Annotated in this window: 19 protein-coding genes, 3 tRNA genes and 1 riboswitch; of the genes, 21 read left to right on the top strand and 1 reads right to left on the bottom strand. The window is 35.9% G+C overall.

Going from position 1 to position 16592, the window contains the following annotated elements; genetic code table 11:
- The first annotated feature begins 77 nt into the window (after positions 1–77).
- The 9 genes from HU235_RS00365 (at position 78) to glmS (ending at position 7797) form a co-directional block, all read left to right on the top strand.
- A tRNA-Lys gene (locus HU235_RS00365) sits at positions 78–150 on the top strand.
- A 5-nt stretch (positions 151–155) separates the two neighbouring features.
- Positions 156–230, top strand: a tRNA-Gly gene (locus tag HU235_RS00360).
- A gap of 19 nt (positions 231–249) precedes the next feature.
- Positions 250–325: transfer RNA gene (locus HU235_RS00355), tRNA-Ala, on the top strand.
- A 405-nt stretch (positions 326–730) separates the two neighbouring features.
- On the top strand, positions 731–1294 hold the full coding sequence (gene sigW / locus HU235_RS00350; protein WP_095303208.1) for an RNA polymerase sigma factor SigW: 564 nt from the start codon (positions 731–733) through the stop codon (positions 1292–1294).
- A gap of 13 nt (positions 1295–1307) precedes the next feature.
- Entirely contained in the window at positions 1308–1919 is a 612-nt protein-coding gene (gene rsiW / locus HU235_RS00345) for an anti-sigma-W factor RsiW (RefSeq protein ID WP_095303207.1), read from the top strand.
- Between the two features lie 192 nt (positions 1920–2111).
- Positions 2112–2933 carry a diadenylate cyclase CdaA gene (gene cdaA, locus HU235_RS00340; RefSeq protein WP_095303206.1) on the top strand — a complete coding sequence of 274 codons (822 nt, stop codon included), beginning with the start codon at positions 2112–2114 and terminating at the stop codon, positions 2931–2933.
- A complete protein-coding gene (locus HU235_RS00335) occupies positions 2926–4188 on the top strand; it encodes a CdaR family protein (RefSeq protein WP_174879063.1) in 1263 nt (420 codons plus the stop codon). Before cdaA ends, HU235_RS00335 begins: the two co-directional genes overlap by 8 nt.
- Before the next feature lie 13 nt (positions 4189–4201).
- A complete protein-coding gene (gene glmM / locus HU235_RS00330; RefSeq protein WP_174879062.1) occupies positions 4202–5548 on the top strand; it encodes a phosphoglucosamine mutase in 1347 nt (448 codons plus the stop codon).
- A gap of 446 nt (positions 5549–5994) precedes the next feature.
- Entirely contained in the window at positions 5995–7797 is a 1803-nt protein-coding gene (glmS, locus tag HU235_RS00325; RefSeq protein WP_174879061.1) for a glutamine--fructose-6-phosphate transaminase (isomerizing), read from the top strand.
- Positions 7798–7902: 105 nt separating this feature from the next.
- Here the strand turns inward: glmS and HU235_RS25360 are convergent, their stop codons facing one another.
- Positions 7903–7989, bottom strand: a complete 87-nt coding sequence (locus HU235_RS25360) for an IS3 family transposase (RefSeq protein ID WP_325100930.1) — start codon at positions 7987–7989, stop codon at positions 7903–7905.
- Positions 7990–8069: 80 nt separating this feature from the next.
- Between HU235_RS25360 and HU235_RS00320 the strand changes: the two genes are divergently transcribed.
- The 12 genes from HU235_RS00320 (at position 8070) to sufC (ending at position 16592) form a co-directional block, all read left to right on the top strand.
- The gene (locus HU235_RS00320) at positions 8070–8432 is read left to right on the top strand and encodes an arsenate reductase family protein (RefSeq protein WP_145581399.1); all 363 of its coding nucleotides are present in this window, start codon (positions 8070–8072) and stop codon (positions 8430–8432) included.
- 92 nt (positions 8433–8524) lie between these two features.
- Positions 8525–8908 (top strand): glycine cleavage system protein GcvH, encoded by a 384-nt coding sequence (gene gcvH / locus HU235_RS00315; RefSeq protein WP_095297447.1) that lies wholly within the window; start codon positions 8525–8527, stop codon positions 8906–8908.
- 57 nt (positions 8909–8965) lie between these two features.
- Positions 8966–9202 carry a YusG family protein gene (locus tag HU235_RS00310; RefSeq protein WP_174879060.1) on the top strand — a complete coding sequence of 79 codons (237 nt, stop codon included), beginning with the start codon at positions 8966–8968 and terminating at the stop codon, positions 9200–9202.
- Positions 9203–9393: 191 nt separating this feature from the next.
- Positions 9394–9741 carry a toprim domain-containing protein gene (locus tag HU235_RS00305; protein ID WP_095297453.1) on the top strand — a complete coding sequence of 116 codons (348 nt, stop codon included), beginning with the start codon at positions 9394–9396 and terminating at the stop codon, positions 9739–9741.
- Positions 9742–9761: 20 nt separating this feature from the next.
- Positions 9762–10064, top strand: coding sequence for a thioredoxin family protein (locus tag HU235_RS00300; RefSeq protein WP_145581400.1), 303 nt, complete (start codon positions 9762–9764; stop codon positions 10062–10064).
- A gap of 184 nt (positions 10065–10248) precedes the next feature.
- A complete protein-coding gene (locus HU235_RS00295) occupies positions 10249–10566 on the top strand; it encodes an SCP2 sterol-binding domain-containing protein (RefSeq protein ID WP_095297459.1) in 318 nt (105 codons plus the stop codon).
- Positions 10567–10700: 134 nt separating this feature from the next.
- Positions 10701–11999, top strand: a complete 1299-nt coding sequence (locus HU235_RS00290; RefSeq protein ID WP_174879059.1) for an O-acetylhomoserine aminocarboxypropyltransferase/cysteine synthase family protein — start codon at positions 10701–10703, stop codon at positions 11997–11999.
- A 176-nt stretch (positions 12000–12175) separates the two neighbouring features.
- Positions 12176–12283, top strand: a riboswitch (SAM riboswitch).
- A gap of 123 nt (positions 12284–12406) precedes the next feature.
- The gene (locus HU235_RS00285) at positions 12407–13423 is read left to right on the top strand and encodes a methionine ABC transporter ATP-binding protein (protein WP_174879058.1); all 1017 of its coding nucleotides are present in this window, start codon (positions 12407–12409) and stop codon (positions 13421–13423) included.
- Positions 13416–14081 (top strand): methionine ABC transporter permease, encoded by a 666-nt coding sequence (locus HU235_RS00280; RefSeq protein ID WP_095297462.1) that lies wholly within the window; start codon positions 13416–13418, stop codon positions 14079–14081. The genes HU235_RS00285 and HU235_RS00280 overlap by 8 nt, the downstream gene beginning before the upstream one ends.
- 27 nt (positions 14082–14108) lie before the next feature.
- Positions 14109–14930, top strand: coding sequence for a MetQ/NlpA family ABC transporter substrate-binding protein (locus HU235_RS00275; RefSeq protein WP_095297463.1), 822 nt, complete (start codon positions 14109–14111; stop codon positions 14928–14930).
- Positions 14931–15250: 320 nt separating this feature from the next.
- A complete protein-coding gene (locus HU235_RS00270) occupies positions 15251–15472 on the top strand; it encodes a hypothetical protein (protein WP_095297465.1) in 222 nt (73 codons plus the stop codon).
- A 334-nt stretch (positions 15473–15806) separates the two neighbouring features.
- A complete protein-coding gene (gene sufC, locus HU235_RS00265; protein WP_174879057.1) occupies positions 15807–16592 on the top strand; it encodes a Fe-S cluster assembly ATPase SufC in 786 nt (261 codons plus the stop codon).

Genomic DNA, 16592 nt, shown 5'->3' with positions numbered 1-16592 from the left:
CTATAGCCAAGTGGTAAGGCAACGGACTTTGACTCCGTCATTCGTTGGTTCGAATCCAGCTAGCCCAGCCATTTTTAGAGCCATTAGCTCAGTTGGTAGAGCATCTGACTTTTAATCAGAGGGTCGAAGGTTCGAGTCCTTCATGGCTCATTTTTGCGGAAGTAGTTCAGTGGTAGAACACCACCTTGCCAAGGTGGGGGTCGCGGGTTCGAATCCCGTCTTCCGCTCCAAAAACTACTTCTTAATATCGGGGCCTTAGCTCAGCTGGGAGAGCGCCTGCTTTGCACGCAGGAGGTCAGCGGTTCGATCCCGCTAGGCTCCACCATAATTAAATTTAATTACAACATGACATTCAAACCATAATGATAGTTTATGGTTTTTTTATTTGTCTTTAAATATTTTGATGAAATGCAAATGAATAAGTATTCTTTCATATACTATGTCTACCAATAATGTTCTGGTGTTTTGACTTAGTAATTTTCTTCCGATCATTTTTCTCTTTATAATGTTTAGTTATCATAAAAAGGTTCCCTATATACACCAAAATTTGCTAAAATGGAACTATTCGATATTTTTTAATAAAAGACATTTTAAAACAAATTGGGAAATGAACATTTCTTTGTTTAATATAAACTGTACTAAAACAGATTGAAAAAAATAAAAAAATATTGAAACCAAATGAATTTCTAAACGTATATAAAGAGACCCGCAGAGTGCGGAGGTATGGAAAATGGAAACGTTAGTAAAGAAACGAATTAAACAGGTAAGAAAAGGCGACCAGAATGCATTTGCTGAAATTGTAGATCTTTATAAAGATAAAATCTACCAATTATGCTATCGGATGCTTGGTAATGCACATGAGGCAGAGGACATTGCTCAGGAGGCTTTTATTCGTGCATATGTTAATATTCATACTTATGATATGAATAAAAAGTTTTCTACTTGGTTATACAGAATTGCAACAAACCTTTCAATTGACAGAATACGAAAAAAGAAGCCTGATTATTATTTAGATGCAGAAGTGTCTGGTACTGATGGCTTAACAATGTATTCGCAAGTTGCAGCAGATGTAGTTTTACCAGAAGATGAACTTGAAACAATGGAGCTTCAAAATACGATACAAAATGAAATCTTAAAGCTTCCTGATAAATATCGTACTGTTATCGTCCTTAAATATATTGATGAGCTTCCACTTAAGGAGATTAGCGATATATTAGATATTCCAGTAGGGACAGTGAAAACGAGGATTCATAGAGGACGAGAAGCATTAAGGAAGCAATTAAGGCATTTATAATGAGGTGAGATATATGAGCTGTTCTTCAGAAAATGTTCAGCTTTTGCATAGATACATGGATCAAGAGCTAACTAGTGTAGAGGAAGAGAAGCTAAAAGAACATTTACACACTTGTAAAGATTGCTCACAACATTTCCATGAGCTTGAAAAGGCTGTTGCCCTTGTTCAAAGTACATCCCATATTGAAGCTCCGATGGATTTTACACAGGCTGTAATGAACAAACTTCCTAAAGAGAAGAAAAGAGTTTCTTGGAATCGCTGGTTAAAGGGTCATCCATTATTGGCAGCAGCTTCATTGTTTGTCCTTCTGATGACTGGTAGTTTGTTTTCAGCATGGAACGAAGATAAACACTTTAGTGTTTCAAAACAATCTAATCTTGTGGTAGAGAATAGCAAAGTGACTGTCCCTGAAGGAGAGGTTGTTAAGGGAGATGTAACTGTTAAAAATGGAACTCTCTTGATCGAGGGGAAAATTGAAGGAGACGTAACAGTTATAAACGGAGAAAAATATTTAGCCTCAGCAGGGCAAGTGACAGGGGATATTGAGGAAGTTGATGAGATGTTTGAGTGGTTATGGTACCATATAAAATCAATTTCTAAAGATGTCATAAATGTTTTTAGCTAAAAATCCAGGTCATCATTTGGTGGCCTTTTTTACTTTTTTATTTTACTAATGATATAATAAGATGCATGTAATTTAAAATATAGTACAGGAAGAAATAATTCATTAGATAATAAAGCTATTTGCTATCTAATATCCTTATTTTGATTGTGCTTTTTCTACATATAAAGAGTGAAACTCATGGAGGACGAGTGAATGGGATATGAGGACATACCAGTATTACATTACCTCGGCATAGCTGTTGATATTCTCCTTGTATGGTATGTTATTTATAAATTAATTATGGTTGCAAGGGGAACTAAGGCTGTACAGCTATTAAAAGGAATTACAGTAATAATCGTAGTCCGCATGTTAAGTCATTACTTGGGGTTAAAAACATTACAATGGTTGATGGACCAAGCACTAACATGGGGATTTCTAGCCATTATTATCATTTTCCAACCAGAGCTGCGCAGAGCGTTAGAACAGCTAGGTAGAGGGCGATTATTTTCTCGAGGTGGTTTACCTGGAGAAGACAGTTTAGAAGTTACTGTAGAAGCAATCGTGAAAGCAACAGATTACATGGCAAAGCGACGAATCGGTGCTTTGATGACAATTGAGAAAGAGACAGGAATGGGTGACTATATCGAGACGGGGATTCCATTAAATTCATTGATTTCCTCAGAGTTGCTAATAAATATTTTTATTCCTAATACACCGCTACATGACGGTGCTGTGATTATTCAAAAAAATCAAATTGCTGCAGCGGCATGTTATTTACCTCTTTCTGAGAGTCCATTTATCTCGAAGGAACTTGGTACAAGACATCGAGCTGCGTTAGGAATAAGTGAGGTAACGGATAGTCTTACAATCATTGTTTCTGAAGAGACAGGAAATGTATCTGTAGCTAGAAATGGTGAGCTTCACCGCAATTTATCACAGGAAAATTTAAGGGAAATATTAGAAAGAGAGTTAGTTTCAACAACAAAAACTGTTTCCTCAAACCGTTGGCAATGGAGGGGAAAGAAAAATGGATAAGCTATTTGATAATCGTTGGGTAATGAGAATCATAGCGCTATTTTTGGCATTGATGTTATATGCTTCTGTTAACATAGAATCTAACTCAGAAGATAAACAAGGTGCATCAAATGCTGGGGCATCGACGACCGTATTTTCAGATGAGACTACTGTCACAGATGTACCTGTCATCCCATACTTTGATCAAGAAAACCTAGTTGTAACGGGAATACCAGAGTCAGTTGAAGTTAATTTACAGGGAGCAACAGCTTCTATAACAAAGGCAAGACAGCTAAGAGATTTCGAGGTATATGCCGATTTATCAAATCTATCGATTGGTACACACCAAGTAAGGCTTCAATATAAGGATATTGCTGATGATTTAAAGGTTAGCATTAAGCCTTCGGTAATCACAGTTACAATAGAGGAAAAGGTTACAAAGGACTTTGAAGTAGGGGTAGATCTTTTAAATGAAAATCAATTAGAAGAAGGCTACCTGTCAGATAAGCCGATAGTAAGTCCAAAAAGTATTCAAATAACCGCATCAGAGGATATTATTGAGGAAATCTCAAGTGTTAAAGCTAAAGTGGACCTTCAAGGTGGAAATGAAACGATTAATCGAGAGTCAACGATAACTGTTTATGATAGAGAAGGAGAAGTAATACCTGTTGAAGTGGAGCCATCCGTTGTTGATGTTACAGTTCCGATTAAAAGCCCGAGCAGAGATTTACCGTTTAAAATTATTAGGGAGGGCGAGTTGAAGGAAGGCTTGAGCATATCAAGTATCGAATCTGAAACTAAGGAAATTACTGTTTTTGGTCCAGAGGATGTTATCAATAAGCTTGAATTCATTGATGGCATAACTGTCGATTTAAGCAAGATAACAAAGGATACTGTTTTAGAGGTAGATGTGCCATTACCAGAGGGAGTAACGAAAGTGACACCCGAAAAGGTAAAATTAGAAATTAATGTAGATGAACAGGAAGAAAAGGTGTTTTCAGATCAGCCGATTAATGCGGTTAGCTTAACAGATGGAAAGACAGTAGAATTTCTTGAGCCAGAAACTGGTGAAATGGATGTAACTATATTAGGAGCACCTAATGTTATAAAGGATATAAAAGAATCTGATGTAGAGCTATATGTCGATCTAACAGACCTAAGTGATGGAGAGCATGAAGTGGAAGTGAAGGTAAATGGTCCGCAAAACATCACGTGGTCATTACAAAAGAAAAAAGTAAAAGTGAAAATATCTTCAGCCTCACAAGGCGTGGAATAAAGGAGCGAAACCAATGGGAAAGTATTTTGGAACAGATGGTGTACGCGGAGTTGCGAATAGTGAACTAACACCGGAATTAGCATTTAAAATTGGCCGATTTGGTGGATATGTTTTAACGAAAGATACAGAAAGACCAAAGGTGATAATCGGTCGTGACACTCGTATTTCAGGGCATATGTTAGAAGGAGCTCTTGTAGCTGGTTTGCTATCTATTGGCGCTGAAGTTATGCGTTTAGGCGTTATTTCAACACCAGGTGTTGCATATTTAACGAAGGCACTAGGAGCTCAAGCTGGTGTTATGATATCAGCTTCCCATAATCCAGTTCAGGATAATGGAATAAAATACTTTGGACCAGATGGTTTTAAACTTTCAGATGAGCAAGAGAACGAAATTGAAGCGTTAATGGATCAAGAAGAAGATACTTTACCAAGACCTATTGGGGAACATTTAGGGCAAGTAAATGATTACTTCGAAGGTGGTCAAAAATATCTTCAATTTTTAAAACAGACAGTGGATGAAGATTTTACTGGTATTCATATTGCGCTAGATTGTGCTCATGGAGCAACTTCATCATTAGCTACTCATTTATTTGCAGACTTAGAAGCGGATGTTTCAACGATGGGGACTTCACCTAATGGTTTAAATATTAATGACGGGGTAGGTTCAACACATCCTGAGGCATTGGCATCCTTTTTAAAGGAAAAGAATGCCGATATTGGTCTTGCTTTTGATGGAGATGGTGACCGTTTGATTGCAGTAGATGAAAATGGTGACATTGTTGATGGTGACCAAATTATGTATATTTGTGCTAAATTCTTAAACAGTGAAGGTCGCCTTAAGAAAAACACAGTAGTTTCAACTGTAATGAGTAACCTAGGCTTTTATAAGGCACTTGAGGAATATGAAATTAAGAGTGTACCAACTGCAGTTGGCGACCGCTACGTTGTCGAGGAAATGAAAGTAAATGATTATAACCTTGGTGGCGAGCAATCGGGACATATTATTTTCTTAGATTATAATACAACCGGTGATGGATTATTAACTGGATTACAGCTAGTTAATATTATGAAACGTACAGGCAAAAAGTTATCAGAATTAGCAAATGAAATGAAAAAATATCCACAATTATTGATCAATGTAAAAGTAACTGATAAACACCGTGTAACAGAAAACGAAAAGGTAAAGGCAGTCATTGAAGAGGTTGAAAAAGAGATGGATGGCAATGGCCGTATTTTAGTTCGTCCATCTGGTACAGAGCCATTAGTACGTGTAATGGCTGAGGCACCAACAGAAGAATTATGTCGTGAATATGTAGACCGAATTGTTTCTGTAGTAAAGGCTGAGATGGGATTAGAATAATGTGAAAGGGCGGGGATTCCCGCCTTTTTTATTAACAAGTTATTTTGTATGATCATATGTTAATTGTGTTAAGAGTTCTTAACAAAAAATGTTTAGGTTGGAAAAGTCATTGACGAAGTAATTTGTTCTGTTGTATCATTAAATTTGTATTTTTGTAAATAGAAAGGTGGGTAGTAGGTTAGATTATTATTAATAATTAAAGCGCCTGAACTAAGTGAACGTAAAAAACTTAGTTGACGAGGATGGAGGTTATCGAAATTTCGGCGGATGCCTCCCGGTTGTTGGTTACAGCCGTAAGTTTTTCCTTAAACCAAAGAGGCAACTTTTTGTACAAAGGGAAAAACGTAGCCTTCCAAAAAATAATGATAAACATGTGTGAGGGGACAGTGAATGTCTCCGATTAAATGACGTCCTGTCCCTTGGAACACCAATGGGAGGAAACGTATATGTGCGGAATAGTAGGATTTATTGGACAACAAGACTCTAAGGATATTTTATTAAAAGGTTTAGAAAAATTAGAGTATCGTGGATATGATTCAGCAGGAATCGCTGTAATGAATAAAGATGGAGTGCATACGTTTAAAGAAAAAGGCCGTATTGCAGAGCTTCGTGAGATCGTAGATGAGAAGGTAGAAGCTCATACTGGAATTGGTCATACACGTTGGGCAACACATGGTGTGCCAAGTCGTGTCAATGCACATCCACATCAAAGTGCTTCTAGTCGTTTTACGATTGTTCATAATGGTGTTATCGAAAACTACGCGATTTTAAAACGTGAATATTTACAAGATGTTCAATTAACTAGTGATACAGATACAGAAGTTGTTGTTCAAGTTATTGATCAATTTGTTGCAAAAGGATTAGAGGTTGAGGAAGCGTTCCGTCAAACGTTATCAATCTTAAAGGGATCTTATGCGATCGCATTATTAGATGAGCAAAACCCTGATATGATTTATGTAGCAAAAAACAAAAGTCCACTTCTTGTAGGTCTTGGTGATGAGTTTAATGTTGTAGCTTCTGATGCAATGGCAATGTTACATGTTACAGACCAATACTTGGAGATTATGGACAAAGAGATGGTCTTCGTTGAACGTACATCTGTTACAATTAAAGATTTACAAGGAAATGTGATTGAACGTGCTCCTTACAAAGCTGAGCTTGACGCAAGCGACATTGAAAAGGGCACATATCCTCATTACATGTTGAAAGAAATTGACGAGCAACCAGTCGTTATTAGACGAATCGTTGAAAAGTATCGCACTGAAAATGGTGGATTAACAGTTGATAAAGAAATTATCGATGCTGTTAATAGTTCAGACCGTATTTATATCATTGCAGCAGGAACAAGCTATCATGCTGGATTAGTTGGAAAACAATTTATTGAAGGTTGGGCGAAAATCCCAGTTGAGGTTCATATCGCAAGTGAATTCTCATACAATATGCCATTACTTTCTGCTAAACCATTATTTATCTTTATTTCACAAAGTGGTGAAACAGCAGATAGCCGTGCAGTTCTTGTACAAATTAAAGAGCTTGGTCATAAGGCATTAACAATTACAAACGTTCCAGGATCTACTTTATCACGTGAAGCTGATTTCACTATGCTCTTACATGCTGGTCCTGAAATTGCCGTTGCTTCAACAAAGGCATACACTGCACAATTAGCTGTATTATCAATTTTAGCGGCAGTAGCAGCGAATGGAAAAGGTCAATCTTTAGAATTTGACTTAACAAAAGAACTAGGTATTATTGCAAATGCTATGGATGTTCTTTGTGGTCAAAAAGAAGAAATGGAAGCAATTGCTACGGAATATTTATCAACAACAAGAAATGCCTTCTTTATCGGTCGTTCTGTTGACTATTATGTCGGCCTTGAAGGTGCATTGAAGTTAAAAGAAATTTCTTATATTCAAGCTGAAGGTTTCGCTGGAGGCGAGCTTAAGCACGGAACAATTGCCTTAATTGAAAATGGAACACCAATCATCGCTCTATCAACTCAAGAGCATGTTAACTTAAGTATTCGCGGTAACGTGAAAGAAGTTGTTGCACGTGGAGCAAACCCATGTATCATTTCTATGAAGGGTCTTGAAGAAGAGGATGACCGTTTCGTTCTTCCAAGCATTCAAGCCGAGTTAGCTCCATTAGTTGCTGTTGTACCACTTCAACTTATTTCTTACTACGCAGCATTACACCGTGGCTGTGATGTTGATAAACCACGTAATCTTGCTAAGAGTGTTACGGTAGAGTAAGAAGAAACGCAGTGAAAGCTTTATTATTATAAAATTTGTTTTAAAAAACCTTTTACCAAAAATTTGAACTGTACCCTTAAAAATAGACAGTTAATAAAAAGTCCTTTATGCACTTAGTAGATGGCCTCGGTACTGTTCCGGGGCCATCTTTTTTAATCCCCATTGATATCGGTATGAATTATAGTAAACCATCTGTATTACTTCTCATTCGTTTTGTGAAATAAGATATGATAAAATATTAGACATATAGTGAAGGAATAGGTGGTGAACGTATGTCATTAAACTTTTATTGGTATCCTAAATGCAGTACGTGTCGAAAGGCAAAGAAATGGTTAGAAGAACATAATATAGAATTTAACGAAATACATATTGTTGAAAATCCACCAACGAAGGAAGAAGTTGCATCCTTTATAAAGAAGAGTGGATTAGAAATTAAAAAGTTTTTTAATACAAGTGGACAAAAATATCGCGAGCTTGGATTAAAGGACAAATTAGCTTCAATGTCAGAGGTAGAAATGATAGAAGTATTGGCCTCAAATGGAATGTTATTGAAGAGACCTATTGCTGTAAGTGAAGATGATGTCACGATTGGCTTTAAAGAAGAACAATATGAGCAAACATGGGCAGCAAAGTAATTGTTCTTGTATACTGTACTACGATTTTGTACAACGAGTATAAATCGTAATTTGCAGTAAATGAAAAAAATTTATTGTAGGAGGTTATAAACATGAGTACACCGAAGGAACTTCGTTATTCTGAGGAACATGAGTGGGTAAAGGTAGAAGGGGACAAAGTCCGTATTGGGATTACTGAATTTGCTCAATCAGAACTTGGTGATATCGTATTCGTTGAATTACCAGAGATTGGTGCTGAGATTAAAGCGAACGAGCCATTTGGAAGTGTAGAGTCTGTCAAAACGGTTTCAGAGCTATATGCACCAATTAGTGGTAAGGTTGTCGAAATAAATGAAGAGTTGGATGACAATCCAGAATTTGTTAATGAATCTCCATATGAAAAAGCTTGGATGGTTGTTATAGAGCCAAGTAACATAGCAGATGTTGACAATTTAATGACTGCTGAGCAATATGAAAAAATGACAAATCAAGACTAATCGCATGATGTCATCTATTTATGGACACCCTACAAATAGGTAAAGGAGGGTGTCCATATGTCTTTTGAGAAGCAGCGTTTGGATATTACAGATCGTGTCGTCGGAAAATTTACCGATGGGCAATTAAATCTTTATCTAGAATCTGAAAAGATTGGTCAAATGGTTTCAGAAAATCAATATAACCTTAAACAAGGATACGAATTTCAAAATAGCCGTTTTTATCAGTATGCTGATGTTCCATCAAAAAAGGATGAAAAATATGTCGATTGTGACGATGAAAACGGCTGGTGCTAAACTAACATGAATAGGGTCTGACCCCAAATAAAGGGGTCTGGCCCTTGTTTTATAAACAATGGGTCGTTTCTTCTTGTTATTTTTAAAATGGGGACAGTCCCCATAAGGAAATAACAAAAAATAAAGGAAACAACCTCAACATATCGAATAGTTTATAGAAAGAACTTTACTATAAAAAACAGGTGATGTTTATGTCATTAGTTGAGGTTGAAAAGGTATTGATTGTAGAAGGGAAATCTGACAAAAAGAAAGTTTTGAATGTTATAAATGAGCCAGTTGAAATTATTTGTACAAATGGCACAATTAGTATGGCGAAATTAGATGAATTAATTGATAGGCTATTTTTAAAGGATGTTTATATTTTAGTTGATGCAGATGACGCGGGAGATCGCTTGCGAAAACAATTTAAACGCGAGCTTCCAGAGGCATCACATATTTATATTGATAGAGCATATCGAGAGGTTGCAACAGCACCTGACCATCATGTTGCTTCCGTATTACTAAGTGCTAATATAGATGTGAATGCAAAATATTTATAGAAAGGTAATTAGTTTTTGATATGATTGAATGGAAAGAGAAACAGCTTAACATCCAAAATGAAGGACTTATGTTGTTATATTTATATACTCCAATGTGTGGAACCTGTCAGCTCGCAAAGCGTATGATTCAGGTTGTCGAAGAACTTTTACCAACTCTTCAGATTCAATCGGTAAACTTAAATTTCTACCCGAATGAAGCTGTGGAGCTTGAGATTGAAAGTGTTCCATGTTTGCTCGTTATAAGAGATGGAGAAGTTAAAGATAAGATATATGCATTTCAGTCTGTCGGATTTTTATACGAAACATTAAAGGCTTTCGTGTGAATGCTACAAAATATAGCGATTTTTAGGTTTGTCCAAACGGAATATTGACATATTTCTCGGGAAATATTTAGAAAGCAACAAATGATGAAAAAACAGACAGAAACTGTCGACTTATTTTTAAAGGAATCTTCCAAATTTCAATGAAGTTATACATTAACTTAATTGAGCATTGGGAGGTTTTTTTATGTGTGCAAATACATTTATTGCAAATGTGAATAAAGCAAAATCATTAATAGCGATTTTATTGAAAAAAACGTTGCTAATTGAAATAAAGCCTGTACAACAAACAAGTTTTTATATAGAGCTTTCTTCAAATGGAGCAAGGAAGGTTTATGAACCGATTGGAAATGTTCATTTCGTCTTAGAAGGAAGAATAAACGATATTGAGGAAGTTCTTCTAAATGCAGTAAGCCTTAAACAATCGATCTCCTTTGGAAAAATTCAAATGAAAGGTTCCTACCGTGACTACTTAAGATTAGAGGCAATCATTAAATTAAGTTGAACTGTTTCTATTGAATATTGCATCTGAAATCGTTTACTATTAAAATAGCCGAAATCAATCGAATATTGCGATTATTCTAACATTAGGCTAATAAGCTGACTACTATTTAAAGTTTCTAAGGGGAGGAACGATTTATGACAGAGAAAAAATATCGTCCGGAAACAGTGACGATACACGGTGGTTTAAAAAAGGATGCAACAACTGGTGCAAGGTCAGTACCAATTTATCAATCAAATGCATATGTATTCAATGATACAGAGCATGCTGCAAATCTTTTTGGTTTAAAGGAACAAGGGTATATTTATACAAGAATCCATAATCCTACATCAACTGTTTTTGAAGAAAGAATTGCCGAATTAGAAGGAGGGATTGGCAGCTTAGCAGTTTCAAGTGGTATGGCGGCAATTACTCTTTCGATTTTAAACATTGCAGGTGCAGGAGATGAGATCGTATCGGCTTCGACATTATATGGTGGTACATATAATTTATTCGCAAATACATTGCCTAAGTATGGGATTAAAACGAATTTTGTAGATCCGAAAAATCCGGAAAATTTCCGGGTAGCAATTACAGATAAAACGAAGGCGATTTTCGCAGAGACAATAGGAAATCCTAGCTTAGATATTTTAGATTTTGAGGCAGTTGCTAATATTGCGCATGAAGCAGGAATTCCTCTAATCGTTGATAATACGTTTGCAACACCATTTTTATGTAGACCGATAGAGCATGGAGCTGACATCGTCGTTCATTCCGCAACAAAGTGGTTGTTAGGAAATGGGACGACACTTGGTGGAGTTATTGTTGACGGAGGGAAATTTGACTGGAATAGCCCTAAATTCCCTGGTTTTACAACACCAGACCCAAGCTATCATGATTTAGTATATGCTGAAGCTTTAGGTGAACAAGCATTTATTATCAAAGCAAGGGTTCAACTACTAAGAGATTTAGGTCCAGCAATCAGTCCTTATAATTCATTTCAATTTAGTCTAGGTTTAGAAACATTGCATGTTCGAATGAAGGAGCATATTGCGAATACTAGAAAAATGGTGAAATATTTACAGCAACACCCTGCGGTTGAATGGGTATTATATCCGGAATTAGACGATCACCCTGCAAAAGCTTTAGCAGAAAAATATTTACCAAATGGAGCTGGCTCAGTTATTGTGTTTGGTATTAAAGGTGGACGTGAGGCAGGGGCGAAGGTGATTAATAATGTAGAGCTATGGTCACATGTTGCAAATGTCGGAGATGCCAAAAGCTTAATCATCCATCCTGCGAGTACAACTCATCAGCAATTAGGTGCAGAAGATTTAAAAAGCTCTGGTGTGACAGAGGACTTAATTCGATTATCTGTTGGAATTGAGCATATTGAAGATATTATCGATGACCTTGAGCAAGCGATTTATCAAGCGACAGGGTTAAAAAGTAAATAATCTTTTTGATAAAAGGATGATTCACAATAAATTGCTGATTATTGGCAACGTGTTGAATCATTCTTTTTTTGCTGAAGTTAAAGAAAAAATCAATTGACATAAAGAAAAAATATTGTTAGAATCACAAACATACTATTCGTAATTGAAAAATTGATTTTTTACAATATAATTTTGTTCTCTTATCAAGAGAGGTGGAGGGAAGTGCCCTATGAAGCCCGGCAACCGTCAGTTTTTGCTGAAATGGTGCCAATTCACGCAAAGCTTTTTGCTTTGAAAGATGGGAGAAAGGACAATTTACTGTGCCTTTCTGTTCCCATGCAGAAAGGCTTTTTGCTTTATTTGGATACTATAATAAGGATTTATCAAATATTGCAGGGTGAGAAAAAGTTTGGAAGAAGGTGAACAACTTGATTACTTTAGAAAACGTAAATAAGGTTTATCATACAAAAACTGGTGAAGTTAAGGCCGTAAATAATGTCAATTTAGAGATTGAAAAGGGCGAAATTTTTGGTGTCATCGGTTATAGTGGTGCTGGAAAAAGTTCATTGATCCGATTATTGAATGGATTAGAGAAGCCAACGAGTGGAAATATAACCGTTGCTGGAAAGAGAATTGATTCAATCCGTGGAGCAGAACTTCGAAAAGCGCGTTTAGAAATTAGTATGATTTTTCAACACTTCAATTTACTATGGTCGAGAACAGTCCGTGAAAACATCTCATTTCCTTTAGAAATTGCTGGAGTGAAAAAGCTAGAAAGAAAAAGACGTGTTGACGAATTAATTAAGCTTGTTGGTCTTGAAGGTCGTGAAGACTCTTATCCATCTCAGCTAAGTGGTGGACAAAAACAAAGAGTGGGGATTGCAAGAGCGCTAGCGAACAATCCTAAGGTATTACTATGTGATGAGGCTACGTCAGCATTAGACCCACAAACAACGGATTCTATTTTAGATTTACTCGTTGATATCAATAAACGACTTGGGCTGACGATCGTCTTAATTACACATGAAATGCATGTTATAAGAAAGATTTGTAATAGAGTTGCTGTCATTGAAGCTGGTAGCATCGTTGAGCAAGGAGAGGTTCTCGAGCTATTTAAAAATCCGCAGCAGCCGATTACAAAAAGGTTCCTTAACCAGGATAATGAACCAGAGGAAACTATTGAACAATTATTAGAACATTATCCAGATGGAAAAGTGATTAAGCTTTCTTTTATTGGGGATTCAACAGAACAGCCACTTATTACGAATCTTGTCCGTCAATTTGATATAAATGTGAATATTTTACAAGGGAAGATTTCGCAAACACAAAATGGCGCATATGGAACATTATTCGTTCAATTACAAGGGGAAGAAGCGATTATCAATCAAGCAATAGCCTTCATTAAGGAAAACAAAATAGGAGTGGAGGTGGTTGAAAATGAATGAATGGTTGGAATTACTTAAGTGGGAAGATTTACTAGCTGCAACGATCGAAACACTTTACATGACGGTTATCTCTGTTTTCATAACGTTTGTGTTAGGTCTTATATTAGGGTTGCTCTTATTTTTAACTGGTAAAGGTAACATGTGGGAAAACCGTTTTATTAACTTAATTATTGCGACATTCGTTAATATATTCCGATCCATCCCATTTATTATTTTAATTGTCCTACTAATTCCTTTCACAAAAGCACTCGTAGGCTCAATGTTAGGTGCCAATGCTGCATTGCCTGCACTTATCATAGGTTCTGCTCCATTCTATGCGAGAATGGTAGAAATTGCTCTAAGAGAAATTGATAAAGGGGTCATTGAAGCCTCTCATTCAATGGGTGCATCTAATTTTGAAATTATCTTTAAGGTGTTAATACCCGAAGCTCTTCCAGCCTTAATTTCGGGTATAACCGTAACAGCGATTGCGTTAGTTAGCTATACCGCAATGGCAGGAGTCATCGGTGCAGGAGGACTAGGGAATTTTGCTTATCTTGAAGGATTCCAAGGAAATAATACGTTATTAACCTTTGTTGCTACTGTTCTGATTTTAATCATTGTATTTATCATTCAAATAATTGGTGATGTATTCACTAAGATAATTGATAAACGATAGAAAAAAACATTTTAGGAGGAAACAATAATGAAAAAGAAATTATCTCTTCTATTAACAGCATTATTATTAGTCGTATTAGCTGCCTGCGGTAATGGGGAAAAAGGAGCTTCCAAAGAAGAATCCAACAAACTAGTTGTCGGTGCATCTGCTGTTCCACATGCGCAAATTCTAGAAAAAGCAAAACCAATTTTAGCTGATGAAGGTATTGAACTTGAAGTGAAAGTTTTCCAAGATTATATATTACCGAATAAAACGTTAGAAGCTGGTGAGCTTGATGCAAACTACTTCCAAACACCTGGATACTTGGCTTTAGAAATGGAAGAAAAGGGCTATGATTTTGTAAGTGTTGGGGAAATTCATAAAGAACCAATCGGTATTTATTCTAAGAAATACAAGTCATTAGAAGAGCTTCCTGAAGGTGCTGAAATTATTATTAGTACATCTGATAGTGACCAAGGTCGAATTCTGCCTATCTTTGAAAAAGCTGGTTTAATTAAGCTTAAAGAAGGCGTTGGTGAAAATGCAAGAGTTGAGGACATCGTTGAAAATCCTAAAAATCTAGATTTTTCAACACGTATTGAGGCAAAGCTTTTAGCAACTTCATTTGAAAATGGTGAAGGTGACGCTGTCGTTATCAATGCTAACTATGCTCTTGAAGGTGACGTAAATCTTGAAGAAGGTATTGCCTTTGAAGGTAGTGACGTTGTACCAGCGAACTTAATTGTTGTTCGTAAAGAAGATGAAAATAATGAAAACATTAAAAAGCTTGTTGAAGTTTTAAAATCTAAAGAAATTCAAGACTTTATTAAGTCAGAATACAAAGACTCAGTTATTCCTGTAACTGAATAAAACGAAAGTATGTAAAGGGCTAAATACGAAAATTTAGCTAAGGACTAATTTTCAAATATAAAACCTGGATCATGTGGTTAACAACAACCTTGGTCCAGGTTTTTATTTTATCTAAAAAGTAAGCCTGTTTTTAGCAAATCCTTTTGCATAGCTTTTCTTATTTAAAATCTTCCCTATAACAGGAGCATTTCAGAGTATATTGTCGGAATTCTTTAAAAACTGCATGAGAATCTAACGAAATGCCTCGATATTATATGTGAATAAATGTAATGAAATCTTACAGTCTTTGAGTTATCTTTTTATTCCTGATAAGCTTTTAAATGAGAAAGCAAACGAAGGGATTGATTGTTATTCACTCAAATCAGCTAGACCTCCATTACACAGCTGATATGGAAAAAGCGATGCATCATTCACATGGAATGGGATATGCAGAATACGCATTACACCATGAAAAAAGAATAAGCGTTGAAAAAAATCGTGAAGAGGACTATCGTAAGAGTCAATTAATATATGCCGAAGTGGAAAGAAAAATGAAAAAATAAACCTTTATTATTTGATGTCTTATCCTTTTAAGACATCTTTTTTCTTTATTTTTAATGACATTCTTTTATTTCAATGTGAGAGAATGTTTTTTTTATGGAAGTGAAAACTATTTAGAGTGTGAAAAAAATGAAAAAATAGCTTTACAAAAAAATTTAGAAAAGGTAACCTACTGCTACTGCTTAATCACTTCTCACATAATCAAGAGAAAAGTGGGCATATCCCGACATAAATCGACCATAATCCTTAAAGGTTGTGTTCACTTTTCATTTGTTATAATATTAGAATGAGAATAAAGTGAGAATAGTAAATTTTATATATTATGGAGGTAACATTATGGCAGGTTCTACATTAATCATAAAGGATTTACACGTAGAAATTGATGGGAAAGAAATTTTGAAGGGTGTAAATCTTGAAATAAAAGGCGGAGAGTTCCATGCAATTATGGGACCTAACGGAACAGGAAAATCAACTTTATCATCTGCAATTATGGGACACCCTAAATATGAGGTGACTAAAGGAAGCATTACATTAGATGGTGAAGATGTTCTTGAAATGGAAGTAGACGAGCGTGCACGTGCAGGTCTATTTTTAGCAATGCAATACCCAAGTGAAATTAGCGGGGTAACGAATGCAGAATTCTTACGCTCAGCAATTAACTCTCGCCGTGAAGAAGGCGATGAAATTTCATTAATGAAATTCATTCGTAAAATGGATGCAAACATGGAAGAGCTAGAAATGGATCCAGATATGGCACAACGTTATTTAAACGAAGGTTTCTCTGGCGGAGAGAAAAAACGTAATGAAATTCTTCAATTAATGATGATTGAACCAAAAATTGCAATTCTTGATGAGATTGACTCAGGTCTAGATATCGATGCGTTAAAAATTGTTGCAAAAGGTATTAACAAAATGAGAAGTGAGGATTTTGGTTGCTTAATGATTACTCACTATCAACGTTTATTAAATTACATTACACCTGATAAAGTTCACGTAATGATGCAAGGTCGTGTTGTGAAATCAGGTGGAGCTGAGCTAGCTCAACGTTTAGAAGCAGAAGGATATGACTGGATTAAACAAGAATTAGGTATTGAAGACGAAACTGTTGAACAAGAAGCTTAA

Origin of the sequence: Metabacillus niabensis, assembly GCF_902829255.1 — a bacterium.
GTDB classification, from domain to species: Bacteria; Bacillota; Bacilli; order Bacillales; family Bacillaceae; genus Metabacillus; species Metabacillus niabensis.
The sequence above is the reverse complement of the archived record's forward strand: the minus strand, read 5'-3'. Positions and strand labels throughout refer to the sequence as shown.